This is a genomic window from Ectopseudomonas khazarica, assembly GCF_017915135.1.
Classification (GTDB): Bacteria; Pseudomonadota; Gammaproteobacteria; order Pseudomonadales; family Pseudomonadaceae; genus Aquipseudomonas; species Aquipseudomonas khazarica.
The window spans coordinates 4,168,693-4,194,533 of record NZ_CP068551.1 but is presented as its reverse complement, the minus strand read 5'-3'; the positions used below and the strand labels follow the sequence as shown (position 1 = coordinate 4,194,533).

General features: G+C 62.6%; 17 protein-coding genes, 2 rRNA genes and 1 pseudogene. 12 read left to right on the top strand and 8 right to left on the bottom strand.

Going from position 1 to position 25,841, the window contains the following annotated elements:
* The first annotated feature begins 124 nt into the window (after positions 1 to 124).
* The 6 genes from JLK41_RS19745 (at position 125) to JLK41_RS19720 (ending at position 8,140) form a co-directional block, all read left to right on the top strand.
* Positions 125 to 3,017: ribosomal RNA gene (locus JLK41_RS19745) — 23S ribosomal RNA — on the top strand.
* A 138-nt stretch (positions 3,018 to 3,155) separates the two neighbouring features.
* A 5S ribosomal RNA gene (gene rrf / locus JLK41_RS19740) occupies positions 3,156 to 3,271 on the top strand.
* Positions 3,272 to 3,560: 289 nt separating this feature from the next.
* Positions 3,561 to 4,508: an IS481 family transposase gene (locus JLK41_RS19735; protein WP_210389549.1), complete on the top strand. Its 948-nt coding sequence runs from the start codon at positions 3,561 to 3,563 to the stop codon at positions 4,506 to 4,508.
* A 90-nt stretch (positions 4,509 to 4,598) separates the two neighbouring features.
* Complete coding sequence (locus JLK41_RS19730) at positions 4,599 to 5,243, top strand: paraquat-inducible protein A (protein ID WP_037056020.1); 645 nt, start codon at positions 4,599 to 4,601, stop codon at positions 5,241 to 5,243.
* A complete protein-coding gene (locus JLK41_RS19725; protein WP_037055940.1) occupies positions 5,230 to 5,847 on the top strand; it encodes a paraquat-inducible protein A in 618 nt (205 codons plus the stop codon). Before JLK41_RS19730 ends, JLK41_RS19725 begins: the two co-directional genes overlap by 14 nt.
* On the top strand, positions 5,840 to 8,140 hold the full coding sequence (locus tag JLK41_RS19720; protein ID WP_210389649.1) for a PqiB family protein: 2,301 nt from the start codon (positions 5,840 to 5,842) through the stop codon (positions 8,138 to 8,140). Before JLK41_RS19725 ends, JLK41_RS19720 begins: the two co-directional genes overlap by 8 nt.
* Positions 8,141 to 8,342: 202 nt before the next feature.
* Here the strand turns inward: JLK41_RS19720 and mksF are convergent, their stop codons facing one another.
* The 5 genes and pseudogenes from mksF to JLK41_RS19695 all read right to left on the bottom strand — a co-directional run bounded on the left by mksF (position 8,343) and on the right by JLK41_RS19695 (position 14,677).
* Positions 8,343 to 11,174, bottom strand: coding sequence for an Mks condensin complex protein MksF (gene mksF / locus JLK41_RS19715; protein ID WP_210389648.1), 2,832 nt, complete (start codon positions 11,172 to 11,174; stop codon positions 8,343 to 8,345).
* On the bottom strand, positions 11,171 to 11,863 hold the full coding sequence (gene mksE / locus JLK41_RS19710; protein ID WP_037055946.1) for an Mks condensin complex protein MksE: 693 nt from the start codon (positions 11,861 to 11,863) through the stop codon (positions 11,171 to 11,173). The genes mksF and mksE overlap by 4 nt, the downstream gene beginning before the upstream one ends.
* Before the next feature lie 168 nt (positions 11,864 to 12,031).
* On the bottom strand, positions 12,032 to 13,273 hold the full coding sequence (gene mksB, locus JLK41_RS19705) for an Mks condensin complex protein MksB (protein WP_210389647.1): 1,242 nt from the start codon (positions 13,271 to 13,273) through the stop codon (positions 12,032 to 12,034).
* Between the two features lie 102 nt (positions 13,274 to 13,375).
* Positions 13,376 to 13,862: pseudogene (locus JLK41_RS19700) on the bottom strand (hypothetical protein).
* A 149-nt stretch (positions 13,863 to 14,011) separates the two neighbouring features.
* Positions 14,012 to 14,677: a hypothetical protein gene (locus JLK41_RS19695; protein WP_210389646.1), complete on the bottom strand. Its 666-nt coding sequence runs from the start codon at positions 14,675 to 14,677 to the stop codon at positions 14,012 to 14,014.
* A 247-nt stretch (positions 14,678 to 14,924) separates the two neighbouring features.
* Here JLK41_RS19695 and JLK41_RS19690 point away from each other — a divergent pair, with 247 nt between their 5' ends.
* The 6 genes from JLK41_RS19690 to JLK41_RS19665 all read left to right on the top strand — a co-directional run bounded on the left by JLK41_RS19690 (position 14,925) and on the right by JLK41_RS19665 (position 22,665).
* The gene (locus JLK41_RS19690; protein WP_210389645.1) at positions 14,925 to 15,935 is read left to right on the top strand and encodes a DUF6160 family protein; all 1,011 of its coding nucleotides are present in this window, start codon (positions 14,925 to 14,927) and stop codon (positions 15,933 to 15,935) included.
* Between the two features lie 2 nt (positions 15,936 to 15,937).
* A complete protein-coding gene (locus tag JLK41_RS19685) occupies positions 15,938 to 16,999 on the top strand; it encodes a hypothetical protein (protein ID WP_210389644.1) in 1,062 nt (353 codons plus the stop codon).
* Positions 16,986 to 17,576 (top strand): DUF6160 family protein, encoded by a 591-nt coding sequence (locus JLK41_RS19680; protein WP_210389643.1) that lies wholly within the window; start codon positions 16,986 to 16,988, stop codon positions 17,574 to 17,576. Before JLK41_RS19685 ends, JLK41_RS19680 begins: the two co-directional genes overlap by 14 nt.
* A 9-nt stretch (positions 17,577 to 17,585) precedes the next feature.
* Entirely contained in the window at positions 17,586 to 19,913 is a 2,328-nt protein-coding gene (locus JLK41_RS19675; protein WP_210389642.1) for a hypothetical protein, read from the top strand.
* Between the two features lie 266 nt (positions 19,914 to 20,179).
* Positions 20,180 to 21,277 carry a carboxynorspermidine decarboxylase gene (locus tag JLK41_RS19670; RefSeq protein WP_210389641.1) on the top strand — a complete coding sequence of 366 codons (1,098 nt, stop codon included), beginning with the start codon at positions 20,180 to 20,182 and terminating at the stop codon, positions 21,275 to 21,277.
* A gap of 143 nt (positions 21,278 to 21,420) precedes the next feature.
* Positions 21,421 to 22,665 carry a saccharopine dehydrogenase family protein gene (locus tag JLK41_RS19665; RefSeq protein WP_037055960.1) on the top strand — a complete coding sequence of 415 codons (1,245 nt, stop codon included), beginning with the start codon at positions 21,421 to 21,423 and terminating at the stop codon, positions 22,663 to 22,665.
* 60 nt (positions 22,666 to 22,725) lie between these two features.
* Here the strand turns inward: JLK41_RS19665 and JLK41_RS19660 are convergent, their stop codons facing one another.
* The 3 genes from JLK41_RS19660 to JLK41_RS19650 are packed head-to-tail and all read right to left on the bottom strand — an operon-like array spanning position 22,726 to position 25,753.
* Entirely contained in the window at positions 22,726 to 24,033 is a 1,308-nt protein-coding gene (locus JLK41_RS19660) for a CitMHS family transporter (RefSeq protein WP_210389640.1), read from the bottom strand.
* A gap of 50 nt (positions 24,034 to 24,083) precedes the next feature.
* A complete protein-coding gene (locus tag JLK41_RS19655) occupies positions 24,084 to 24,404 on the bottom strand; it encodes an AtuA-related protein (RefSeq protein WP_175253872.1) in 321 nt (106 codons plus the stop codon).
* Positions 24,404 to 25,753, bottom strand: coding sequence for an acyclic terpene utilization AtuA family protein (locus JLK41_RS19650; RefSeq protein WP_210389639.1), 1,350 nt, complete (start codon positions 25,751 to 25,753; stop codon positions 24,404 to 24,406). The genes JLK41_RS19655 and JLK41_RS19650 overlap by 1 nt, the downstream gene beginning before the upstream one ends.
* Positions 25,754 to 25,841: the final 88 nt, after the last annotated feature.

Genomic DNA, 25,841 nt, shown 5'->3' with positions numbered 1-25,841 from the left:
GTGACTAACGATGTGTTTCACTGCACATTGTTAATCAAGGCAAAATTTGTAGTTCTCAAGACGCAAATTTTCGGCGATGTCGTCTTCACGATTGAGACAGTAACCAGATTGCTTGGGGTTATATGGTCAAGTGAAGAAGCGCATACGGTGGATGCCTTGGCAGTCAGAGGCGATGAAAGACGTGGTAGCCTGCGAAAAGCTTTGGGGAGTCGGCAAACAGACTGTGATCCAGAGATCTCTGAATGGGGGAACCCACCCGGCATAAGCCGGGTATCTTGTACTGAATCCATAGGTGCAAGAGGCGAACCAGGGGAACTGAAACATCTAAGTACCCTGAGGAAAAGAAATCAACCGAGATTCCCTAAGTAGTGGCGAGCGAACGGGGACTAGCCCTTAAGTTGATTTGAGTGTAGTGGAAGGCTCTGGAAAGTGCCGCCGTAGTGGGTGATAGCCCCGTACACGAAACGCTCTTATCAATGAAATCGAGTAGGACGGGGCACGAGAAACCTTGTCTGAACATGGGGGGACCATCCTCCAAGGCTAAATACTACTGACTGACCGATAGTGAACCAGTACCGTGAGGGAAAGGCGAAAAGAACCCCGGAGAGGGGAGTGAAATAGAACCTGAAACCGTATGCGTACAAGCAGTGGGAGCCTACTTTGTTGGGTGACTGCGTACCTTTTGTATAATGGGTCAGCGACTTATATTCAGTGGCGAGCTTAACCGAATAGGGGAGGCGTAGCGAAAGCGAGTCTTAATAGGGCGCTTTAGTCGCTGGGTATAGACCCGAAACCGGGCGATCTATCCATGGGCAGGTTGAAGGTTAGGTAACACTGACTGGAGGACCGAACCGACTACCGTTGAAAAGTTAGCGGATGACCTGTGGATCGGAGTGAAAGGCTAATCAAGCTCGGAGATAGCTGGTTCTCCTCGAAAGCTATTTAGGTAGCGCCTCGTGTATCACTGCTGGGGGTAGAGCACTGTTTCGGCTAGGGGGTCATCCCGACTTACCAAACCGATGCAAACTCCGAATACCAGCAAGTGTCAGCACGGGAGACACACGGCGGGTGCTAACGTCCGTCGTGAAAAGGGAAACAACCCAGACCGTCAGCTAAGGTCCCAAAGTTATGGTTAAGTGGGAAACGATGTGGGAAGGCTTAGACAGCTAGGAGGTTGGCTTAGAAGCAGCCATCCTTTAAAGAAAGCGTAATAGCTCACTAGTCGAGTCGGCCTGCGCGGAAGATGTAACGGGGCTCAAACCATACACCGAAGCTACGGGTTCATCCTTTGGATGAGCGGTAGAGGAGCGTTCTGTAAGCCTGTGAAGGTGAGTTGAGAAGCTTGCTGGAGGTATCAGAAGTGCGAATGCTGACATGAGTAACGACAATGCGAGTGAAAAACTCGCACGCCGAAAGACCAAGGTTTCCTGCGCAACGTTAATCGACGCAGGGTTAGTCGGCCCCTAAGGCGAGGCAGAAATGCGTAGTCGATGGGAAACGGGTTAATATTCCCGTACTTCTAGTTACTGCGATGGAGGGACGGAGAAGGCTAGGCCAGCACGGCGTTGGTTGTCCGTGTTTAAGGTTGTAGGCTGGTTTCTTAGGTAAATCCGGGAGATCAAGGCCGAGAACTGATGACGAGCGTTCTTTTAGAATGCGAAGTGGTTGATGCCATGCTTCCAGGAAAAGCTTCTAAGCTTCAGGTAACTAGGAACCGTACCCCAAACCGACACAGGTGGTTAGGTAGAGAATACCAAGGCGCTTGAGAGAACTCGGGTGAAGGAACTAGGCAAAATGGCACCGTAACTTCGGGAGAAGGTGCGCCGGTGAGGGTGAAGTATTTACTACGTAAGCCCATGCCGGTCGAAGATACCAGGCCGCTGCGACTGTTTATTAAAAACACAGCACTCTGCAAACACGAAAGTGGACGTATAGGGTGTGACGCCTGCCCGGTGCCGGAAGGTTAATTGATGGGGTTAGCGCAAGCGAAGCTCTTGATCGAAGCCCCGGTAAACGGCGGCCGTAACTATAACGGTCCTAAGGTAGCGAAATTCCTTGTCGGGTAAGTTCCGACCTGCACGAATGGCGTAACGATGGCGGCGCTGTCTCCACCCGAGACTCAGTGAAATTGAAATCGCTGTGAAGATGCAGTGTATCCGCGGCTAGACGGAAAGACCCCGTGAACCTTTACTATAGCTTTGCACTGGACTTTGAGCTTGCTTGTGTAGGATAGGTGGGAGGCTTTGAAGTGGGGACGCCAGTTCTCATGGAGCCATCCTTGAAATACCACCCTGGCAACCTTGAGGTTCTAACTCTGGTCCGTTATCCGGATCGAGGACAGTGTATGGTGGGTAGTTTGACTGGGGCGGTCTCCTCCCAAAGAGTAACGGAGGAGTACGAAGGTGCGCTCAGACCGGTCGGAAATCGGTCGTAGAGTATAAAGGCAAAAGCGCGCTTGACTGCGAGACAGACACGTCGAGCAGGTACGAAAGTAGGTCTTAGTGATCCGGTGGTTCTGTATGGAAGGGCCATCGCTCAACGGATAAAAGGTACTCCGGGGATAACAGGCTGATACCGCCCAAGAGTTCATATCGACGGCGGTGTTTGGCACCTCGATGTCGGCTCATCACATCCTGGGGCTGAAGCCGGTCCCAAGGGTATGGCTGTTCGCCATTTAAAGTGGTACGCGAGCTGGGTTTAGAACGTCGTGAGACAGTTCGGTCCCTATCTGCCGTGGACGTTTGAGATTTGAGAGGGGCTGACCTTAGTACGAGAGGACCGGGTTGGACGAACCTCTGGTGTTCCGGTTGTCACGCCAGTGGCATTGCCGGGTAGCTATGTTCGGAAAAGATAACCGCTGAAAGCATCTAAGCGGGAAACTTGCCTCAAGATGAGATCTCACTGGGAACTTGATTCCCCTAAAGGGCCGTCGAAGACTACGACGTTGATAGGCAGGGTGTGTAAGCGCTGTGAGGCGTTGAGCTAACCTGTACTAATTGCCCGTGAGGCTTGACCATATAACACCCAAACAATCTGCTCTGACAGCAGAGGGTGTCGATGGTGAAGTCGACAGAAAGCCGAAAATTTGCGAGAGCTACAAGCCTCTATCACGTATCCAAGGGATCGCGCCCTACCGCGAGATCCCAACCGAATTGCTTGACGACCATAGAGCGTTGGAACCACCTGATCCCATCCCGAACTCAGTAGTGAAACGACGCATCGCCGATGGTAGTGTGGTGCTTCACCATGTGAGAGTAGGTCATCGTCAAGCTCCTATACGAAACCCCAGATCTCTAACGAGGTCTGGGGTTTCTTCTTTGCGCGGCAGAAAGTGCGGCGTGGGCAGCGCCGCCTGGCGGGGTAACCTGCAGGACGTGATCGCCGGCAAGCCGGCTCCTACGTGGCGGCGCCTAGGTCTGAGCGCCACGAAATTCCCGTAGGAGCCCGCTTGCGGGCGATGCGGTAGTCGCCGGCTAGCTGTGATCTCTCAGTAGGTTGTTCATCCGGGGCATTCCCGGAATTCTGGAAGCGCGACCAACACAGCCTTCCAGGAGCCCCGGATGAACCTGCATAAACATGCCCGTCTTACCCCGCGAGGTCGAGCCCTTCTCGTGCAGCGCATGCTCAACGGTCTGCGAGTCGAAGATGCGGCACAAGCCGCTGGCGTCAGTGTGCGTACAGCCTACAAGTGGCTCAAACGCTTTCGTGAGGAAGGTGAGATTGGCCTGATGGATCGTTCATCACGTCCGCACTCATGCCCCCATGCCACGGCAATCGCTCTGGTCGAGCAACTGATCGAGCTACGTCGCTCTCGCAAGACTTACCGGCAGATCGCTCAGATACTCGGCCTGGCCGTCAGTACCGTGGCCCGCCGCCTCAAGCAGGCCGGCTTTCATCGGCTGGCTGAGCTGGAACCCGCTCCTGTGGTGGTGCGTTATGAATACGCCAATCCTGGCGATCTCCTGCACTTGGACATCAAGAAGCTTGGCCGCTTCTGGAAACCCGGGCATCGAGTCACTGGCGACCGTCAGCAGTGCTCCGACGGCGCCGGCTGGGAGTTCATGCACGTGGCTATCGACGATGCGCCCCGACTGGCGTTCACCAGCCTGCATCCAGATGAGCGCGGCAGCAGCGCCTGCCGGGCCTTGCTGCAAGCACTGCGCTACTACCGCGGGCTGAACATCTGCTTTCGGCGCGTCATGACAGACAACGGCGCCTGTTATCGGTCCCGGGCGTTTCAACGGTTGTGTGCTCGACTCAGGCTGAAACACATCCGTACCAAGCCCTATACGCCACGCACCAACGGTAAGGCCGAGCGCTTCATCCAAACGAGCCTGCGTGAATGGGCCTATGCCCGTAGCTACTACACTTCACAGCAGCGAGCAGCGCACCTGCTGCCCTGGCTGCATCACTACAACTGGCACCGACTGCACGCCAGCCTCGGATACCTGCCCCCGATCAGCAGAGCACCGCTTCCACTGAACAACGTACTGGGTTTACACAGCTAGCCAGCTCCTACGGGGGCGGAAAGTTACAACCTTGCCGGATACGGACGAAATGGCTCGGTTAGAATGCGCGCATGCATTCAGGGGACCTTCATGTCTGCTCCGTTATCCTCCTTGCCTGTGCATGAGCTGGTTGCCTGCCATGAGTGCGACCTGCTCATGCGCAAGCCACAGCTTGCCGATGGCGAGAGCGCTCAATGCCCGCGCTGCGGCTACGAGCTGTTCAGTCACCGCCATCAGGTAGTGCGCCGCAGCCTGGCTCTGGTGATGGCGGCGTTGCTGCTGTACATCCCGGCGAATTTCCTGCCGATCATGCAGCTCAACCTGCTGGGCCAGACCTCTCAGGATACGGTCTGGAGCGGCGTGCTCGGGCTGTACGACAGTGGCATGCAGGCGATCGCCGTGGTGGTGTTTCTTTGCAGCATGGCGGTGCCGCTGCTCAAGCTGCTGTGCCAGTTGCTGGTGTTGCTGAGCATTCGCCTGGACTTCGGACGCAGCTATGGCCTGCTGCTGTATCGGATTTACCACCACCTGCGCGAGTGGGGCATGCTCGAGGTCTACCTGATGGGCATCCTGGTGGCGATGGTCAAGCTGATGGACCTGGCAGATCTCAGCCTGGGCCTGGGCCTGTTCTGCTTCATTGCGCTCCTGTTGATACAGATCTGGCTGGAGGTGACGATGTCGCCACAGCAGATCTGGCAGGCGCTGTCCGGGGAAGACGTTCATGCGTGCGATTGATGCCGGTCTGCTGGTCTGCCACGAGTGTCACCAGCTCAATCCGATCGAGCCCGAGGTCGAGCACCAGCACTGCAGCCGCTGTGGTGGTTTGGTGCATGCGCGCAGGCCCAACAGCCTGGTTCGGACCTGGGCGCTGCTGCTGACCTCGGCGTTGCTGTACATCCCGGCCAACGTGCTGCCGATCATGACGATCAACAGCTTGGGCAAGGGCGCACCGGCGACGATCATGGAAGGGGTGGTCGAGCTGCTCCAGCACGGCATGCTGCCGATCGCTGCCGTGGTCTTCATCGCCAGCATTCTGGTGCCGACCTTCAAGCTGGTCGGTATTGCCTTGCTGCTGTATTCGGTGCAACGGCACCAGCCGATGTCGGCCCGGCAGCGTATTCTGATGTATCGCTTCATCGAGTGGATCGGGCGCTGGTCGATGCTCGACATCTTTGTCATCGCCATCCTCGTGGCTCTGGTCAACTTCGGCAGCCTGGCCAGTATCGAGGCCGGTGCCGGTGCGGCTGCCTTCGCCAGTGTGGTGATCCTCACCATGCTGGCTGCACTTACTTTCGATCCCCGCCTCATCTGGGACAACACGGAAACCAACCATGACTGATCTTCCTATGGCCAAGACGCGTCCTGCTTCCAACTGGTCGGCCATCTGGGTCTTGCCCCTCATCGCCCTGCTGATCGGCGGTTGGCTGGCCTGGCGCGCCTACAGCGAGGCCGGCATCCAGGTCGAGCTGATCTTTGTCAGCGGCGAAGGCATCCAGGCTGGCAAGACCGAGTTGATGTACAAGGGCATGGTCGTGGGCAAGGTGGTCTCGATCAGTCTCGATCAGACCGGCAAGAATCGTGGCGTGGTGGCGCAGCTCGAGGTCAACAAGGATCTGGAGCAGTACCTGCGCAAGGGCACGAGCTTCTGGCTGGTCAAACCCAATGTCAGCCTGGCCGGGATCAGTGGGCTGGAGACGCTGGTGTCGGGCAACTACATCACCTTCAACCCGGGTGACGGCGAGGCGAGCCATACCTTCACCGCGCTGACGCAAGAACCGCCGATGGGCGACGACGTGCCGGGCTTGCACCTGACCCTGAAGGCCGATCGGCTGGGGTCGCTCAACCGTGACAGCCCGGTGTTCTACAAGCAGATTCAGGTCGGCCGGGTGAAGAGCTACACCCTGGGTGACGATGAGAGCACCGTCGAGGTCAAGGTCTTCATCGAGCCCGAGTACGCCAGCCTGGTACGCAAGCACACGCGCTTCTGGAACGCCAGCGGCATCAGCATCGATGCCGACCTGTCCGGCTTCAAGCTGCGCAGCGAGTCGCTTGCCAGTATCGTCGCCGGTGGCATCGCCTTCGCCACGCCGGAACATCGCAAGGACAGTCCGCCGACCGATCCGTCGCTGCCTTTCCGCCTGTACGAGAGCTACGACGCCGCACAGGCCGGCATCAAGGTGGTGGTCAAGCTCACCGACTTCGATGGTCTGCAGGAAGGCAGAACGCCGGTCATGTACAAGGGGATCGAGGTCGGCACCCTGAAGACCATGAAGATCGACCGCGACCTCGCCAGCGCCACTGCCGAGCTGACCATCAACCCCTTGGCCGAGGACTATCTGGTCGAAGGCTCCGAGTTCTGGGTGGTCAAGCCTTCCATCTCGCTGGCGGGCATCACCGGGCTGGAGGCACTGGTCAAGGGTAACTACATCGCGGTAAGGCCGGGTGAGAAGGGCAGCCCGCCCGCTCGCAGCTTCGTCGCGCGGAGCAAGGCGCCGCCCCTGGACCTCGGCGCACCGGGGCTGCATCTGGTGCTGTTCAGCGATCAGCTGGGCTCCATCGAGGTTGGCAGCCCGGTGCTCTATCGCCAGATCAAGGTGGGCTCGGTACAGAGCTATCAGCTGTCCAGGGACAATAGCCAGGTGGTGCTCGGCGTGCATATCGAGCCGGACTACGTGCATCTGGTCAACACCTCGACACGCTTCTGGAACGCCAGTGGCATCACCCTCAAGGGCGGGCTTTCCGGGGTGGAGGTGAAGAGCGAATCCCTGCAGACGCTGTTGGCTGGCGGTATCGCCTTCGAGACCCCGAACCCCGAGGCCCCCGCTTCGGGGCGCCAGGTGCAGCGCTTTGCGCTGCATGCGGATCGGAACAGTGCCCTGCAGCCCGGCACGCAGATTCGCATCCGGGTGAACGATGGCGATGGCCTGCAGCCGGGGACCCTGATCCGCTACAAGGGGCTGGAAGTCGGCAAGGTGGAAAGCCTGGCCCTGACCGATGACCTGCAGGCGGTGATGCTCGATGTGCGCCTCACCCAGGCGGCAGGGCAGATCGCCCGCGAAGGCTCGCGCTTCTGGGTGGTCAAGCCCGAACTGAGTCTGACCCGCGCCGCCAACCTCGGCACGCTGGTCAGTGGCCAGTACCTGGAGGTGCTGCCGGCGTTGCAGGGCGGTAATCAGCGCCTGCAGTTCACTGCACTGGATGGCCCGCCCAACCAGGCTGTACGCGAGCAGGGGCTGCGTCTGGTGCTGAGCGCGCCACGACGCGGCTCGATCAAGCCAGGGGTGGTGGTCAGCTACCGTGAGGTGCCGGTGGGCAAGGTGGTGGATTTCGAGCTGGGGCCGACCTCGGATCGGGTGTTGATCCACGTGCTGATCGAACCGCGCTATGCGCCGCTGGTGCGTACGGGCAGCCGCTTCTGGAACGCCAGCGGAATCGGTGTGGATGCGGGGCTGTTCAAGGGCGTGAAGGTGCGTACCGAGTCGCTGGAGGCGCTGATCGAAGGCGGTATCGCCTTCGCCACGCCGAACAATCCGGAGATGGGCGGTCCGGCGCAGCCGGGGCAGACCTTCGCGCTGTTCGATGAGCCGCAGGACGCCTGGATGCAGTGGGCGCCGAAGATCGTCCTGGAGTAGGACGGGGTGCGCGACGGCTGCCGGGAGCGATGTAAGAACGACATCCTCCCTGCGCAGTAACGAGAAGGGCCGCATTGTGCGGCCCTTTCTCTTGGGGGGATCTGAACAGTGGCATCCAGCCGGCTGGTAGAGACAAGCTCGCGGCTGAAGCCGCTCCTACGCTCATGTCCCGAGCCGTGGGAGCTGCTTCGGCCGCGACGAGTCAGGCCGGCTCGGCGGTTTCTGTCTGCTCGGGCGCCTGCGCCTTGGCATTCTCGCGGGGCTTGATGAACTTCCAGTCCGCCTCGTCGATGTAGATACCGTTGGGGCCGCTGCCGCCTTCCAGGTCGATGGCCACATGGGCCGAGACCTGCGGCTTGACCGAGGCCAGGATGGGCACGAAGCCCAGCTGCAGGCTGGTCTCGATCAGCGCCTGCTGGTTGCGTTCATCGATGTCCGCCGCCTCGTCGAGGTAGTAGGGCAGGCGCACGCGCCCGGCCTGCTCGCGATCCATCAGGTGCAGCAGCAGGTACATGTTGGTCAGCGCCTTGATGGTCATGGTGGTGCCGTTGCTGGCTGCGCCATCGATGTCGGTGTGAATCACCGGCTGGCCATGCACCTTGGTGATCTCGAAGGCCAGTTCGAACAGGTCCTTCAGGCCCAGCTGGTTGCCGTTGGCGGCCACCAGGCGCGACAGGTAATCCTTGGCTTCTTCGTTCCTGGCGTCCTGCTCGGCCGACTGCGACAGGTCGAACACCGACAGGGTCTCGCCTTCCTCGTACTGGCCGGCGCTGTGGATGATCTGGTCGATGTGGCGCAGGGCTTCCTTGTTCGGCGCGAGGACGATGCGGAAGCTCTGCAGGTTGGAGACCTGGCGCTTGTTGATCTCGCGGTTGAACAGGGCCAGCTGGTGTTCCAGGTTGTCGTAGTCGCTGCGGATATTGCGCAGGGTACGGGCGATATCGGTGACCGCTGCGCGTCTGGCCTTGGCCAGCGTGAGGGCTTCGTCCTGGCGGTGGGCGTAGGCGTTGACCAGCAGTTGCAGACGGCGCTCGACGTCGTCTTCGCTGTCGAACTTGGCCACGCCCTTGAGGCGAACCTGGGCGTACAGCGCCTCGATCTGGCCGTCGATGCGTTGCAGCGCCTGCCAGGTGTCCTGGTAGTCGTTGAGCAGCGGCAGCAGGTTGTCCAGCGAGTCGTCCACCGGTTCCATGAACGGCGTGCCGAACGGCAGATCGGCCGGCAGCAGCTGGCGACGGCGCAGGGCGTCCTCCAGGGTGCGTTCCTTGGCTTCCAGATCGGCCAGTTGGCGACCGATCAGCTGCAGCTTGGCGGAGAGCTGCTGCACCCGCTCGGCGAAGGCGTCGCTGGCGCGCTTGAGTTCGTCCTGGGCGCCTTCCAGTTCGGCCAGACGTTCCAGCTTCTGCGGCTCCTCGGCGGCCAGGGTCTGGCTCTTGCGGAAGTCTTCCAGGGCTTTCTGCGCGTCCAGCACGGCCTGGTACAGGGTTTCGGCCTGGGCCTTGCTGGCGGCGCGGTCGGCGGCGACCGACTGCTGGGTCTTGAGCTGCTTCAGCTCGCGCTCCAGGCGATCCTTCTGGTCGCGCAGGGCGGCGCGGTCAGCCAGCGCCTGCAGGGCCGGCGGCTCGATATGGCTGAGGTCGATGGACAGGCCGGGCACGGCGAAGGTGTCGCCCTTGAAACGGTCGAGCACGGCTTCGACCGCCTTGACCCAATCGTCGCCGTCGGCCTGGATGCCTTTCTCGCCCAGCGGCAGGCTGAACAGCTGGCCGTTGAACAGGCGCATCAGGCGGTCGACGTCGGCCTGGCTGAATTCCTCGCGCAGGCGCGAGTAGCTGTTGTTGTCGGCGTGGTCGAGCTGCTGCCGGACCGACTTGAGGCGTTTTTCCAGATCGCGCAGACGCTCGTCGAGGTCCTCGCTGGAGAACTGCCGCGACTGCGCCAGGGCGCCAGCCAGCTCGTCGTGGGTGTCCTTGGCGGCGAGCAGTTGCTCTTCCAGCACCTTGGCGTCTTCGACCAGGGCGAAGCGGTTCTTCAGCACCGCCAGTTCGCCCAGCCAGCGTTGGATTTCGCTGATCTCGCGCTCCAGGCGCATCAGCTCGCTGGTGCCGCCGCGCTGTTCGTTCTGCAGGCCGTCCTGCTCGTTGCGGTAATGCTCGGCCTGGATCACCAGCTCTTCCTTGCGCGCATCGGCGTAGTCGTGCCAGGTGCCCAGCAGGTTGTCGAGCAATGGCGACAGGCGATGCAGCTTGCCGCGCAGGATCTCGCGCTGGCCGACGCCGGTGGCCAGCGCTTCGATCAGCGGGCCGGCAGTGACCAGTGCCTGGTAGTCCTGCTCCATGCGGCGCACGTCGCGGAAGGCTTCCTCGGTGGCGGCGATGTAGTCGACGCTGCCCGAGCGCAGGCTGTGCTCGAAGGCATCGAGGAACAGCTGCTTGAGCTTGGCCGCAGTGATTTCGCGCATGTGCAGCAGGTTGATGAACAGCGCGCGGAAGGTCTTCAGGCTCTGTTCGCTGGTCGAGCGCAGCGGGATCAGGGTCAAGTCCAGCGGGATGCTGGTGTGCCCACCCACCAGCAGGCGGCGCAGTTCGTCGGGCTTCAGCTCGTAGGCGGTGATGCCGGCCTGGCCGAGGTTCTTGAACAGTTCGCGCTGACGCAGGCAGGTGCCGTTCTGCTGGTAGTGCTCCAGGTCCAGCTCGCCGGCGTAGGCGAAGAACTGGTGGCCGAAGCCGCCGCCCGGGCCGCGTCCGGCCACGCCGATGACGTGCGGGCCGTGGGGCAGGGCAACTTCGACGAGGATGTAGCTGGTGTCGCTGGCGAAGTAGAACTTGCGCGAGGCTTCCAGGCTGTACTTGCCGAAGCTCATGTCCGACATGCGCGCCAGGATGGGGAACTGCAGGGCGTTGATCGAAGCGGACTTGCCCAGGTTGTTGGCGCCGTACACCGACAGCGGGTTTTCCAGCGGGAACAGGCCGAGGCTGTAGCCGGCGGTGTTCAGCAGGGCGAAGCGGCGGATGCCGTAGCGTTCCTGGCTCATGCGTCCATCTCCTGTGCAGCGCGTTCTTCTGCCATGGCGCGGGCCAGGGCGTCTTCCTCGGATTCCTCGGTGTCGCTGGCCTCGGCCACTGCGGCATCACCGTCATCGTCCAGCAGCACCGGTGCCGGCAGCGGCAGGTCGCTGCTGTGCAGGCTGGCGGCCAGGTCACGGTCGTGCTGCACCGACAGGCAGACGTCGAGGAAACGGTGCATCGGCGGCAGGAAACGGTACACGCCGTTGCTGTCCTCGGCGAAGCCGAGCTGGGTCAGGCGGCGGATGATCTTGTCTTCCAGCTCCTCGAAGGTGGTCACCTCGGCCTGCAGGAACAGGTCGCGGTACTTCTCCAGCAGAGCCGGCAGTTCGTCACGGCCTATGCTGCCGCCGTCGAGCACGGAGAGCGGGTCGCGGCCCTGGTCGGCCAGGTGCTCGACCAGGATGAAGGTGAACAGCGCCAGGCGCTGGGCGGTCTTGTTCACCTGCGGTGCGACCTGCTCGGGGACGAAGTAGTAGAAGCCGCGCGGGTCGCAGACCAGCTCGAAACCGAGGGCGCGGAACAGGGCGCGGTACTGGTCCTGCATGCTCGACAGCTGGGCGTAGCACTCCGGCTCGCTGCGGGAGATGTGGTAGCCCTTGAACAGGTCGCGGAACGCGGCTGCCAGCTGGGTCATTTCTTTCAGGTCGATATTCATAGACGGTGCTCACGGGCAAGCATTGGGTCGAGTGCGCCTGGGCGCGCTCCACCTGAGAGTTCGGGGTGGCCGATGGCGGGCAGGCGCAGGGCGGACGACGCTTGATGCCTCCACGGCCCGGCCAGCAGCGAGATGGACAAGCAGAGCGTTGTCCACCCTACGAGGTGCTCATGCATCGGGGCGACCCACCAGGGCGTAGGAGCTGATGCTGATTTCATGCTCGCGGGTCAGGTAGGTCTGGCGCTGCAGGCGGTCACGCTGGAAGCGCGATTCGCGCGACAGGCGCGAGAACCAGTAGAGCAGTTCGTCGGTGGCGCCTTCCGGTTCCTGCTCCAGCAGCCAGGTCATCAGGTCCGGCAGCGGCAGGGCCTGTTCGCAGCGTTCGATCATCTCCCGCGCGGTCTTAGGCGCCTTGGGCGCGCCGCCCTTGCGGCTGCTGCTGGCCTTGGGGAAGTGCGCCGGCTTGGCTTCGAAGCGGGCCAGGGCGTAGACATAGGCCTCGACCTGGCTGGCCGAGCCCAGGAAGTTGCTCTGCGGTCGGGTGAACAGTGGCATGGCGGCCTGGGGCACGGCGTCGATGCCCTTCTTGCGGATCACCGACAGGGCCAGCGCCGCGCCACGGGTCACGGCGTTGTGCCGGCGCGCTTCCTCGCGCAGTGGCAGCAGCAGTTCGCGGGCCTTGCGCAGGGTCAGCTGGGCGGTGGTCTGCATTTCCAGGATGCGCGCGTGGGTACGCAGCAGCAGGTCGTCGTCGACCAGTTGGCCGAGGCGCTGCTGGTCGCCGAGCAGGCGCAGCAGCACCTGTTCGACCCGGCGTACCCCTTGCTCGAAGGCGCCATCGGCGGCGACCAGCTGGATCATCGGCTCGACGTATTCGTCCCAGGTCGCCAGTACCTCGGCGTAACGCTGGCGCAGGGGAATCTGCCGGTCGCTGGTCTTGGCCCGGTCGGCCACGCCGACCAGCGCCTGTTCGTCGTTGCCGAGTTTCTTCAGCACGTCGCGCACGCGCATGTCGAGCAGGCGCAGCTGGCGTGCCAGGTCGTTGGCGTCGCGTACCTCGAAGGCGTCCTGGATATAACCGGCCAGGCGCTCCAGATGGCGCAGGTAGGCCTCGATCTCCAGGCACAGGCCCAGACGGTGCTCGCGGCGCAGGTAGGCAAGGAAGTCGTGGATCTGCGCGTTGAGCTCGAAACGGTTGGGGCTCTTCGCCACCGGCACCAGGATGTCCAGGCGAATCCAGGTGTCGAGCAGGGCGGTGGTGTCACTGGGCGTCGCGTCGGGCAGCTGGGCCGCGAGCTGGCCGCGCAGCTCGACCAGGCTCAGGGTGCCCGCGTCGAAACGCTCGCACAGCGGTTCGAGCAACGTCCAGTGTTCGGCGAGGGCGCGCAATACGCGCTTGGGTTCGATCATCGTGGGAGACGGTCCCGGCCAGGAAAAAGGGGGACGATTGTACTGCATGAGGGGGGTGACGAATCAGTCCGAAGCGATCAAAGGATCGCGTGCCGCACCCGGTCAGGCGTGGCGGAAGAGTCCGATCAGGTGGTCAGCGATGGCGGCCTTGATGGTGTTGACCTCCAACTGCGACAGGTGGCCCAGGTGCGTGGTGTCGACGCGGTGCAGGTGCAGCGACGGCATGCGCGCCTCGTACTCGCGCAGGTCACCCTTGGCCAGCCCCGGCAGGAAGTGGTCGTGCTTGGCCCGGTAGCGCTGGATCAGCAGTTTCAGCCCCTTCTGGAAGGGCTCCCTCACGGGAGGCAGCCAGGCGATGCTCACCGGGGAAGATGGTGGCGCTGCCGTGGGCCTCCTCCGGCACCACGAAGCTGTAGTTGCTGGAGAGCTTCTCCACGTAGCTGGAATAGGCGCACAGACGGTTCTCGAAGTGCAGACGGAAGTCGATGGCCTGCTGGCGGTTGGTGATCGCGTCGAGATCCCAGGCCAGGTCGCTCTGGTTCTTCAATTCGTCCCCGCGGGCATCGGCGTAATCCGGGTCTGTAGTCATGAGATAGAGGCGGGCGGCCATGGCAGGGAAAGATCAGAAAATATGCCAGGCCGTGAAGGTACGGCCTGGCATGGCCCTGGGGCGATTCTACGCCCCCGCTCCCCCCTCCTGCGCCAGTCGCAAACTGACGCGGTGCGTCACTAGGGCGATCAGGGCACCAGCGTCACCTGAACCGAAGCGCCGTTGGGGTAGGTGCTGTTGAAGGATTCGAAGGTGGTGCAGAAGGCGTGCTGCTGCTGGTAATACAACTGACTCTCGGCCTGAGAGTAGCCGGTTGGCACGATCACGCTGTAGGTCTTCTCGCTGGCGCTTGCGTCGTATGCGAAGGAGAGCGGTAGGTTGACCCCATCGATGACCACAGCCTGAACCAGTGTCTGGCTGGTGACGGACAAGTTGCAGATCAATCCCTGTTCAGGCGTTGCAGCGTTGCTGTTTGGTTTGGCCATTCTTGCAAACAGAATGTTGCTGATCGGGTCCAGCTCGGTGGTTGCAGAGCCAAAAACAGGGCTGGATGAAGAGAAACCCATGAACACGATGTTCAGCGTGCTGTAGTCCGTGGGGGTTCCGTTGTAGGGCGCGTAGTTGACCAGATCGTAGGTGATCACTTTTCCAATGCTGATGTTCCCGCTTCGAGCGTTGGCCGATTCGGCAAGGCGGCCAAACAGCCTGGGTCGCCGTTTAGGCACCTCAAGGGATTTCGTGGCGCCCTCCATGAAGTGGAGCTGGCGTTCGATCGGACTTCCGGTTTCTGCAGTGGCCATTAGCGGAAACATAATCATGGCTGTAGCGATAGAGCGGATGTAGAGCATCTGCATGGCAACGACTCCTTGTTGAAAGGGCTGCAGTTCACCAGTGCATGACCTCATCGCCTACCTAACCAAGGTCGGGATTGGGGAGTGTGGCGTTGGGTAACAACCGCAACCGCAGGTCGGCATGGGGCGCGCGCAATTCCGCTCTTTTCCCGCCTATGGGTCGGGCCGCTCTGGCGCTGCTGTCCTTATAGTGGCCATAAAGGATTCGAGCCGGAGTGCTCGACGTCACTACAAGAACAGGGGTTTCGCCATGCGCCAGTCCTTTCGCTTCGCCAAACATGCTCTGGCATTGGTATGCGCCGCGGCCTTGAGCGGCCCGGTCCAGGCCAACATGGTCGAGCTGGAGGACAGCGAGCTGTCGGCCATCACCGGGCAGGCGTTCATCAACCTCAGCACCGATGCCGCTGGATCACTCAATTACACCCGGATCAATTTTGGCCTCAAGGTGGACACTCAACTCAACATCAAGAAGTTGGAGCTGGGTGGTTACGCGCGCGCGGGTGAAACGCGGGCTTCGGACATTCTGATCAACAACTTTGCCCTGGGCACAGTGGGTGCCAACGACAGCATCAACCCCTTTCAGATCGTGGACCCGTACCTGGAACTGGCATACGAGGGGAATCAGGTCGTTGGTGTGCGTATTGGTTTCGGTGAAGCCAAGGGTGTGCTGTCGGGCGACATTTCTCATCTGACCGGCAAGATCGCAGTGGATCTCCAGGGTAAGGCCAAACCGCTGCTCGACGAAGCCAACTTCTTTCAGCGTTTGCTGCTCAGTGCGACGGTGAACGGGAACTCGACCATTCGTTCCGAGGCCGAGTTGGTGAACAACGGCACGCCGGATTCCGTACGGGCCAACCAGGCCGGGCTGAAGGATGGTTCGGTCGTGCAGTGTGTCGCCAACTGCAATCTACTCGGTGGGTTGCTGAGCGCGTTTCCCTCTCAAGGTTGTCAGATCATCGGCATTTCCACTTGCTTCAACCTCAGCCAGTTCCGGTCGCTGAACATCGGTAACGTCAGCGCGCCTGGTATGGATCAGGCTGCCAAGGGGGTCTTCATCTCGCTGCAATTAAAGGATCTGCAATGGCGAGATATGGATACTTCCGAACTGATCAATACCGTCGCAGGTGCGTTTCTCAATATTCCCAAATACCGCGATGCCAACGGCAACCTTGTGGCGGGGATAAAATTCGACTTCAACCAGGCGCTTAACGGTATCCCGCGCCAAGACACCTGCCTTGGCAGCGCCGTCTCGGGGTGCTGACCATGGATATTCGCGCACTCCACTTGCTGCTTGGCGTAATGCTCGGCGCTTCGGCCCAGGCGATGGAGCCGCTGAGTGACGCGGAAATGTCCGACGTGCAGGGCGCCGGCCTGGGCTTCGTGCTGGATCAGGTGCTGCTGGATGGTTCCGGTGCGCAGATCGTGATCAACGACATCACCGACGGTCAGGGGCGCAACGTGCCCATCTCCCTGAATAACCTCTATCTGGGGGCCGCCGGCAGTGACAAGGGCAGCAATCTCAATCCGGTGACCATCGGCAGCCTGGACCATCCCTTCGAGCTGGAGCTGGCCAAGGGGGAGGAGCTGCGCAGCCTGCGTGACGACGGGCAGTGGGTGCAGACCACACCGAACAACATCACCGTGCTGTCACTGAAGTTCCCTGAGCGTCTCGTTTCGGGCGGCAATCCCTGCATCGCCGGCTATGCCGGTGCCGGCTCCAACTGCTCGACCGGCCCCAGCGGGCGTGCTGACCTGGGCATGCGTTTCGATTTTCAGGTATCGGCCGGACGTACCGAGATGCTCGCGCTGGACATCCACCAGTTGGTGATGGACGGCTCCTACCTGCGGCTGTGGGGTGACCCAGGGCAGAATGGCAATGGCGAGCTGGTCGGCGAGGCGCGGATCAACATCTTCGCCAAGACCCTGGAGGTGATGTCCTGCGCCCAGGCCAACTGCGATACCGCCGGCGAAACCGCTGCGCAGCGCGGCGCGCGCACCCTCTATATCACCAACGGTTACGCCAACATTGCCCTGGGCTACGGCAAGTCGCAGCCGCTGCGGTTGCGGGCGAGCGCTGACGGCCAGTTCGTGCTGGAGTTGCAGAACCCGACGGCGACCGGCACCACGGCGGCACAGCGCCAGGCCCTGGCCAGCGACTTCTATGCCAATGCGCCGCGGACCAACCTGGTGTTCGAGAACCTCACCATGGGCGGCACGCGCAGCAGCCCCACGGCGGTTCCCACCGGCGGCTACAACTTTGGCCGCAACGAGATCTCCGGGTTGAGCTTCAACTACCTGAAGGTGAGCAGCTATGACCTGCGTTAGCCGAGCGATTGCCGTGCTGGCGCTGCTGCCAAGCCTGGCGCTGGCGGAAATGCAGGCTCTGGATGACGACACCCTGAGCGAGCTGAGCGGCCAGGGTGGTGTCTACCTCTCCGGCGAATTCAGCATCAACAAGAACGGTGGCGTGCTCTGGGATACGCCCGCCAGCAACAACCCCGCGCAGTGGACGGCCAACCAGCGCAGCTGTGCCCTGGTCGGTGCCAGCAGCCCGGAGAGTTGCGGCATGCGGGTGGCAGTGCGCTCCGGTGCCAATGCCGGCTGGTATGTGCTGGACAACATCAAGGGCATCTTCAGTTTCGAGGGCCTGACCCTGGATACCCGTACCCTCACCAGTGCTGGCGGTGAGCGTGAGGTGCTGGCGTTGGGGCTGCCCAACGAGATTCGCTTCAAGGACGGCAACTTCGCCTTTGCCGTGGCCAGCCAGGGCGGTTGGAAGAACAAGGCGCTGAGCGCCGCCAATGGCGGTGACCCGAGCTACCAGCAGACCACGATCTTCTCCGCCAAGATCGATGGCAGCATCCGCATGCAAGGCAGCGTGCTGATCTTCCCCACACCCTGAGGAGGCCTGATGTCGCACTACGGATTGCTTTGCCTGTGCCTGCTCGGCTCACCCCTGATGGCCATGCAGATGCTCGACGACGAAAGCCTGGCCGGCGTCAGCGGCCAAGGTGGGATCAGTGTCGAGATCAGTGGTGGCGGCTGGGCCGCACAGAGCGTGGATTACAACCAGGACGGCCAGATCCTGCGCATGGAGGCGTTGAGCAATCGTCCAGTGGACCCCGCCAGCAGCTCGCTGACTACCCTGGATGTAGTCGACGAGCAGCTGCATATCGTTCACCAGGGCCGTGCCAGCGAGCTCAACGTTGGCGCGTTCGGCTTTGCCGGCAGCGATAACAGTTTTGGCGCTCTGCGACTGTTCTACACCCTGGGCGCCAGCCTGCTTGTCCGCGGCGGCGGGGCCGTCGGTGACAGCGGACTGGGGCTCAACGACAGCCAGCTGTCGCTGCAGGCGATGACCCTGTACTACCGCGACAATGGTTTCGACCTGATCGTGCGCGACGCTTCCCTGGAAGCCTACGTCGACCAGGCCGCCCTCGACGTGATCGGTGGCGACGGCCATGATTCGGTGCTGCGCCTGGGGTTCGGCAACAGTCGCCTGGTTGCACATATCGGTGCCATCAACTTGGACCTGGCCCAGGGCGACCCGGAGGGCGTGGAGCTGGTCACGCCCGACAACCCTGACACCCGCTATGCCGACTTCCCTCGCAGCTTCGGCCAGTTCGACATGGATATGCGCCTGGGCGGCAGCATTGACATCGTCGCCGGCGGTGCCACTGGTGAGGGCCTGAGGTTTATCCCGGACGTGACCATCAGCGACAGCCTGTTCCAGTACAAGGACGACGGCCTGCTACGCGCCGAGAACCTCAGTGGCCTGCTGCGTAGCCAGAGCGGCGTCACTCTGGACCTTGATGAGGACGGACGTGGGCGCTATGTGCAACTGGCCTTCCAGGACCTCAAGCTGAACGCCAGCCTTGGCGGGTTGATCATCGGTAACCCGAGCAATCAGAAGATCGGCAGCCTGGCCCTGGACCTAAACTTCCAGGATCAGGGTGCGCGGCAGAACTGGTTCAAGCTGCGTCCCGGCGGTGACCCCAATTCCGGCTTGCAGGGCATCACCGCCGATGTGTCGTGGAACATGGTCAGCAGCTCGGTCTCGCTCACCGATAACGGTAACAGCATGTGGTTCAGCGGCCTGCGCACCCATGGTGTCGGTCAGCTCACGCTCGATCTAACCCGTAGCTGTGCCGGCGGCGTCAGCACCGGCTGCTACGCCGGCAGTGTCGACACGCAGCCCGGCAGTGGCGGCTATGACGGACATTTCGACGGCCTGCGCCTGGGACTGAAGAACGTCAGCGGTGGCTACAGTTTCGATGGTCTGCGGGTCGGCGGGGCCGACGCACCGTTGCAGGGTGGCACCGAACTGCTGGTCCTGCTGGAGATCTTCCCGGCCTACGATTTCACCCTCAACGGCCAGCTTACGCTGCGTCCCGGTGGCGCCAGTGGCGACGGTGTGCGCTACAACGCCGACTTCTTCGTCACCGATGCCAACGCGGCGATCACCGTCGATGAGACCGGTCGCGGTCTGTGGCTGGCGGGCACACGCTACGACATGCACTTTCGCGATGGGTCGCTGGACGTGACCCAGGCCGGTGTACAATTGAGCAAGGGCACCTACTGGTCGACCCTGGATGTGCACGATGTACGCTGGGGCGACCGAGCCGCTGGACAGAGTCTCGGCCGCATCGTGCTGCGCCGCTACGAGCAGGGCTCCACTCTCAGCCTCAGCTCCGGTGGCGCCGGCGCGCTGTGCGTCGGCGGCAGTGGCAGCAACGCTTCGGCGTGTGCCGCCAGCGGCGGGCGCTGGGAGGATCGCGGCAACGAAGGCCTCACCGCCGGGCTGAAGAACGTCTTCGTCCGCGATGCTTCGGGCAACCCGGCGGGGAGCGTGTCGAACAGCGAGAAGCGCAACCAGCTGATCATCGAGACGGACCGGGTGAACGGCGTCGACGGCACCGGCGCGCAACTGGTGGTGGACAACTTCTACACCTCCGATGCCAACCCCGGCGATGCCAGTGCCAACAGCTATGGGGTACGGGTCGACCTCAACCTGGACGTGGCGCCGACCAGCGTCTGCAACAAGAGCACCAGCGGCTGCCCACCGGTGTCGCCGGATCCGTTGGGCTTCGCCGTCAACGGGCGGGTGCATTTCAAGGAGATCAACATCGACCGTATCCAGAACGTTCACCCGAGCGGCGGGGCGGTCACCTCCATGTACGGCATCAAGCTGCAGAACGCCGATATCCGCGCCAACCTCACCGCCACCCCCATGAACTGAAGCGGAGCCTGCAACGCATGGCCCCTGGCGCCATGCGCTCGTCGCGGCCGAAGCCACTCGCACGGGGCAACCGGGCGCCCCGTCATACCGCTGTAACCGCGCTGTCCTAGCGTGCTCCTCCAGGCGGGCCAGCTTCCGGTCATCACCGGTTGTACAAAAAATCTCCAATGCCCTTTCGATATGCGCCGGTTATCGGCACAATTCGCGTCCACTTTTTTCCGGGGGGCAGAATGTCCCTCACTGGCTGACCTTGCTGGGGCGACGAGATGATCCAGACGCCGTACTACCTCATCGACAAACAGAAGCTGCTGGTCAACCTGGAGAAGATCGCCTACGTGCGCGAAAACTCCGGTGCCAAGGCGCTGCTGGCGCTGAAATGCTTCGCCACCTGGTCGGTCTTCGACCTGATGCAGCAGTACATGGACGGCACCACGTCGTCTTCGCTGTACGAGCTGAAACTGGGGCGGCAGAAGTTCGCGGGCGAGACCCATGCCTACAGCGTCGCCTGGGCTGACGACGAGATCGAAGAGATGGTCGCCAACTGCGACAAGATCATCTTCAACTCCATTGGCCAGCTGGAGCGTTTCGCCGAGCGGACCTCGGGCACCATCCGTGGCCTGCGCGTCAATCCGCAGGTGAGCAGCTCCGACTATCTGCTGGCCGACCCGGCGCGTCCGTTCAGCCGCCTGGGCGAGTGGGACCCGGCCAAGATCGAGACGGTCATGGGGCAGATTTCCGGCTTCATGTTCCACAACAACTGCGAGAACGGCAGTTTCGAGCTGTTCGACAAGATGCTGGGCACCATCGAGGAGCGCTTCGGTCATCTGCTCGCGCAGGTGGAGTGGGTCAGCCTCGGTGGCGGCATCCACTTCACCGGCGAGGGCTACCCGATCGATGCCTTCTGTGCGCGACTGAAGGCCTTCTCCGAGAATTACGGCGTGCAGGTCTACCTGGAGCCGGGCGAAGCGGCGATCACCCTCAGCGCCTCGCTGGAAGTGACCGTGCTCGACACGCTGTACAACGGCAAGAACCTCGCAGTGGTCGACAGCTCCATCGAGGCGCACATGCTCGATCTGCTGATCTACCGCCTCAACGCCAAGATGGCGCCCAACGATGGCGAACACACCTACATGGTGTGCGGCAAGTCCTGCCTGGCTGGCGACATCTTCGGCGAATACCAGTTCGACAAGCCGCCGCAGATCGGTGATCGCCTGTCGTTCATCGACGCCGCCGGTTACACCATGGTCAAGAAGAACTGGTTCAACGGCCTGAAAATGCCGTCCATCGTGGTGAAACAACTCGACGGTAGCGTCGAGGTGGCTCGCCAGTTCGAGTTCGACGACTACCTGTCCAGCCTGTCGTGATATCCCCTGGGGTGGATGAGGCTTTGCTCGTCCACCCTGGTGCGGCGCTGAGGTGGACGCTGAAGCGTCGTCCACCCAACGGCTCGCACTTCCCTTGCAACGCAATACCTATCTAGAAACGCAGTACTCAGGAGGTGAAACAATTGAAGAAGAACGTTCTTATCATTGGTGCAGGAGGTGTCGCCAAGGTGGTGGCCCACAAGTGCGCGCAGCATAACGACGAGCTGGGTCGTATTGCCATCGCGTCACGGAACATCTCCAAATGCCAGGCCATCATCGACAGCGTACAGGCCAAGGGCAGCCTCAAGCAGCCCGGCGAGATCAAGGCCTATGCACTGAACGCCCTGGACGTGGAAGCGACCAAGGCGCTGATTCGTGAAACCGAGTCGCAGATCGTCATCAACGTGGGCTCAGCCTTCCTCAACATGTCCGTGCTGCGCGCCTGTATCGATACCGGCGTGGCCTATCTGGACACCGCGATCCACGAAGACCCGAGCAAGATCTGTGAAACCCCGCCGTGGTATGGCAACTACGAGTGGAAGCACCTGGCCGAATGCCAGGACAAGGGCGTGACCGCCATCCTCGGTGTCGGCTTCGACCCGGGCGTGGTCAATTCCTATGCCGCACTGGCGCAACAGCAGTACTTCGACAAGATCGAGTCGATCGATATCCTCGACGTCAACGCCGGCTCGCACGGCAAGTACTTCGCCACAAATTTCGACCCGGAAATCAATTTCCGCGAATTCACTGGCACGGTCTACAGCTGGCAGAACAGCCAATGGACCAGCAACAGCATGTTCGAAGTCAAACGCACCGACGATCTGCCGGTGGTTGGCGTGCAGAACCTGTACCTGACCGGCCATGACGAGGTGCACTCGCTGTCCAAGCACCTCGACGTGCCGAACGTCCGCTTCTGGATGAGCTTCGGCGACCACTACATCAACGTCTTCACCGTGCTGAAGAACCTCGGCCTGCTCTCCGAGCAACCGGTCAAGACTGCCGAAGGTCTTGAAGTGGTACCGCTGAAGGTGGTCAAGGCCGTGCTGCCGGATCCGTCTTCGCTGGCGCCGGGCTACAGCGGCAAGACCTGCATCGGCGACCTGGTCAAGGGCACCAAGGATGGCCAGCCGCGCGAGCTGTTCATCTACAACGTGGCCGACCACAAGGAAGCCTACGTCGAGACCGACAGCCAGGGCATTTCCTACACCGCCGGTGTACCGCCGGTTGCCGCCGCCCTGCTGGTGGCGCGTGGCGAGTGGGACGTGTCGCGCATGGTCAACGTCGAAGAGCTGCCGGCCGAGCCGTTCCTCAAGCTCCTGGATGTGATGGGCCTGCCCACCCGCATCAAGGACGAGCACGGCGATCGTCCGTGGGACCAGGCCATCTGAGCCCGTCCCCAGCATGAAAAAAGGATCGCCTCGGCGATCCTTTTTCGTTTCAGGCCGGGCTCAGAGCGTGACCACGCCCAGCAGCACGGCGGCGGCCAGCATCACCAGGCTGATTCCCCACGCCCACAGCAGGGTGTAGCGAATGTGCCGGTACAGTTCGACCCCCGCCAGGCCGATGGCCAGGTACACGCTGGGCACCACCGGGCTGATGCCGAAGCCGGTGTTCTCGCCGATCAGCAGGGCCTTGGCCACCGCAGCCGGGTCGACCCCGGCCGCCACGGCGACGTCGCGGATCACCGGCAGCAGGGCGAAGTAGTAAGCGTCCGGGGAGAACAGCATGCCCAGCGGTACGCCGAAGGCGCCGATGATCAGGTGCAGCCAGTTCGCCGAGCCGTCGGGCAGGATGTTGATCATCCAGTGCGCCATGCCGTCGGACATCCCGGCGCCGGCCAGCACGCCGAGCAGAATGCCGGCCGCGAGCATCACCAGGGCCATCTGCATGGCGTCGCTGGCGTGACGCAGCACGGCCTGGTTCTGCTCTGCCAGGCTCGGGTAGTTGAGCAGCAGCGCGACACCGAGGCCGACCATGAAGCAGGCGAACAGGGGGAAGGCGCCGGTGAACAGGCAGGCGAGGATGATCAGGGTCAGCGCCAGGTTGGCCCAGTAGCGCCAGTGGCCGAGACTCAGCTGGCGGCTGTCGTCGGGCTGTTGCGCGGTCTCCGGCAGCGGCCCGCCGGCCACCCGGCTATCGCCGCTAATGCTGCGTTGGGCTCGCAGGCCGAGAAACGCCGCCAGCGCCAGTACCAGGGCCAGACCCACCGCTTGTACCGGAATCAGCGCGATCCACAGCTGCGAGGCGTCGATGCCGGTCACCGCCGAGGCGCGTGCAGTGGTGCCGCCCCAGGGCACCATGTTCATCACCCCGGCGCTGAGCACGACCAGGCACAGGAGCATCTCGCGCGGCATGCCCAGGCGCAGGTACAGCGGCAGCAAGGCGGGAATCACCAGCAGGAAGGTGGCGGCGCCGATGCCATCGAGGTGGGTCACTGCCGTCACCGCGACGGTGACCAGTGCCACGGCCAGCGGCTTGCCGCCCGTGCTGCGCAGCAGGAAGTTGACCAGCGGGGCGAACAGGCCACGCTCGCGCATGACCCCGAAGTAGAGGATGGCGAAGATGAACAGGGTGGCCGTGGGCGCCACGGCCTTGAGCCCGTCGGTGGCGAACTTGCCGATCTCGCTCGGGGTGAAACCGGCCATGGCGCAGGCGATCACCGGCAGGGTGACGAAAGCCACCAGTGGGCTGACGCGGCGCAGCAGAATCAGGGTGACGATGAGGAACATCAGGCCGAAGCCCAGGGCGGTGATCATGATGATCTCTCCGGTGTTGTTATTGTTGGAGACAGGGTGAGAGTGCGCGCTCAGTCGGGAGGCGGCAGCCTCAGGCCGAGCAGGGCGTAACTCAGGCTCTTGCCGTGACGGTCCAGGCCGGGACTGGCATTGACGCCACCTTCCAGGGCGTTCTCCACGACGAAGTTGAAGCCGCCCAGGTTGGGCAGTGCGTAGCGTGTCACCGCGCCGATGGCGCGATGGCCCAGGCAGGCCGCCACGCGCTCGCAGGTCAGCTCGCGCTCCAGCCAGGCGTAGTGCTCGGCGGCGAAGGCGAATACCGCCACGCTGAGGGTGTTGCCCTTGTCGCCCGCGCGGGCATGGGCGTAGTCGCACAGCAGGACGTCGATCATCAGAACCACTCCAGTCGTTGTTGCACCGCTGTGCGTTCGATAAGGAAGCTGGCCGTAGCGAGCGATTCGCCGATATGCCGGCGTACCCCGCCACCGCCGGCAGGGCCGTTGGTGTAGAGCGATTCGGCATCGAGCAGCAGGCGCTCCAGCAGCGCCTTGTCGTGATCCAGGAAGCTGATGCGCAGGCGCGCGTCCTGGCAGTCGGATGCCTGTGCCAGGCGCTGCTGCAGCCACTGGCCGGCGGCATCGTTGAACAGGCTGGCGACACCGATGACATCGATCCATGGCGTGAGCCGAGGGGCCAGCCTGGCGCAGCGTTGCAGCAGGATGTCGCGTGCCAGTGCGGCGCGGGCTGCCGCGCCTGGGCCGGCGTAGGAAATCTCCGCCTCGGCGAACCACTTGCCGCGCAGGCCGATCAGCCCCTTGAGCTGCGTGGGGCGTGGTTTGCCCTGCACGCCGCTCACCTCGACCTGGTCGATGGCGACCTGGCGCACGCGCACCTGGCTCAGGTCCATGACCACGTCCGGCGTCAGGTAGGCGGCCGGATCATGCACTTCGTAGAGCAACTGTTCCTTGACCGTGCGCTCGGTGACGCAGCCGCCGGTACCGGCCGCCTTGCCGATGACCACGCGGCCATCGGCCGCGACCGTGGCGATGGGGCAGCCGACGTTGGCCAGGTCCGGCACGTCCTTCACGCCCGGATGGGCGAAGTAGCCGCCGCTGACCTGGGTGCAGCATTCGAGTAGATGGCCGACCGCAGTGGCCTGGGCGATGCGTTGCCAGTCATCGGCCGCCCAGCCGAAGGCATGGCGCAGCGGGCCGACCGCCAGGCTGGGGTCGGCGACACGGCCGCAGAGCACGATGTCGGCCCCCTGGTCCAGTGCGTCGGTGATGCCATCGGCCCCGCTGTAGACGTTGACCGAGACCACCTCGCCATCGAGCGACGCGGGCAGCCAGCGTTGCAGCTCGATGCCGGCATCCAGCAGGTCGTCACCCAGTACGCAGGCGATGCGTGCCGCTGCGTGGCGCGTGGTGTCCAGGCGCTGGCGCAGGCGGCGGGCTGCGGCAACCGGGTTGGCGGCGCCGCCGTTGGTGATGATGGGGATGCCGGCGTCCAGGCAGGTCTCCAGCACCGGCTCGAGGAAGTCGAACAGGCGCAGGGCGTAGCCGCTCTGGGCGTCGTTGAGGCGGCGCAGCTGGGATTCGGCCAGGGTGCGTTCGGCCAGCAGCTCGAAGAACAGAAAGCGCCGGCCAGCGCGAGCGGCGAGGTCGTTGGCCAGGGCCAGCGCGGCATCGGGACGGTCGTTGGCGAAGCCCGCCCCGCACCCGATATGGACTGTTGTGGTCATTGTCGATCCATTTAACGGTCAGGTCTGGGGCAAGGTTGACCTGTGGCGATTTAGTTGTGAATTCGAAATGTGATATGAATTAATAAGC

Excerpts from the sequence above, each read along its gene's own strand:
- JLK41_RS19670 (WP_210389641.1), top strand. The coding sequence starts at position 20,180 with ATGATCCAGACGCCGTACTACCTCATCGACAAACAGAAGCTGCTGGTC.
- JLK41_RS19735 (WP_210389549.1), top strand. The coding sequence starts at position 3,561 with ATGAACCTGCATAAACATGCCCGTCTTACCCCGCGAGGTCGAGCCCTT.
- JLK41_RS19680 (WP_210389643.1), top strand. The coding sequence starts at position 16,986 with ATGACCTGCGTTAGCCGAGCGATTGCCGTGCTGGCGCTGCTGCCAAGC.
- JLK41_RS19690 (WP_210389645.1), top strand. The coding sequence starts at position 14,925 with ATGCGCCAGTCCTTTCGCTTCGCCAAACATGCTCTGGCATTGGTATGC.
- JLK41_RS19675 (WP_210389642.1), top strand. The coding sequence starts at position 17,586 with ATGTCGCACTACGGATTGCTTTGCCTGTGCCTGCTCGGCTCACCCCTG.
- mksB (WP_210389647.1), bottom strand. The coding sequence starts at position 13,273 with ATGATCGAACCCAAGCGCGTATTGCGCGCCCTCGCCGAACACTGGACG.
- JLK41_RS19660 (WP_210389640.1), bottom strand. The coding sequence starts at position 24,033 with ATGATCACCGCCCTGGGCTTCGGCCTGATGTTCCTCATCGTCACCCTG.
- mksE (WP_037055946.1), bottom strand. The coding sequence starts at position 11,863 with ATGAATATCGACCTGAAAGAAATGACCCAGCTGGCAGCCGCGTTCCGC.
- JLK41_RS19685 (WP_210389644.1), top strand. The coding sequence starts at position 15,938 with ATGGATATTCGCGCACTCCACTTGCTGCTTGGCGTAATGCTCGGCGCT.
- mksF (WP_210389648.1), bottom strand. The coding sequence starts at position 11,174 with ATGAGCCAGGAACGCTACGGCATCCGCCGCTTCGCCCTGCTGAACACC.
- JLK41_RS19695 (WP_210389646.1), bottom strand. The coding sequence starts at position 14,677 with ATGCAGATGCTCTACATCCGCTCTATCGCTACAGCCATGATTATGTTT.
- JLK41_RS19725 (WP_037055940.1), top strand. The coding sequence starts at position 5,230 with ATGCGTGCGATTGATGCCGGTCTGCTGGTCTGCCACGAGTGTCACCAG.
- JLK41_RS19720 (WP_210389649.1), top strand. The coding sequence starts at position 5,840 with ATGACTGATCTTCCTATGGCCAAGACGCGTCCTGCTTCCAACTGGTCG.
- JLK41_RS19730 (WP_037056020.1), top strand. The coding sequence starts at position 4,599 with ATGTCTGCTCCGTTATCCTCCTTGCCTGTGCATGAGCTGGTTGCCTGC.
- JLK41_RS19650 (WP_210389639.1), bottom strand. The coding sequence starts at position 25,753 with ATGACCACAACAGTCCATATCGGGTGCGGGGCGGGCTTCGCCAACGAC.
- JLK41_RS19655 (WP_175253872.1), bottom strand. The coding sequence starts at position 24,404 with ATGATCGACGTCCTGCTGTGCGACTACGCCCATGCCCGCGCGGGCGAC.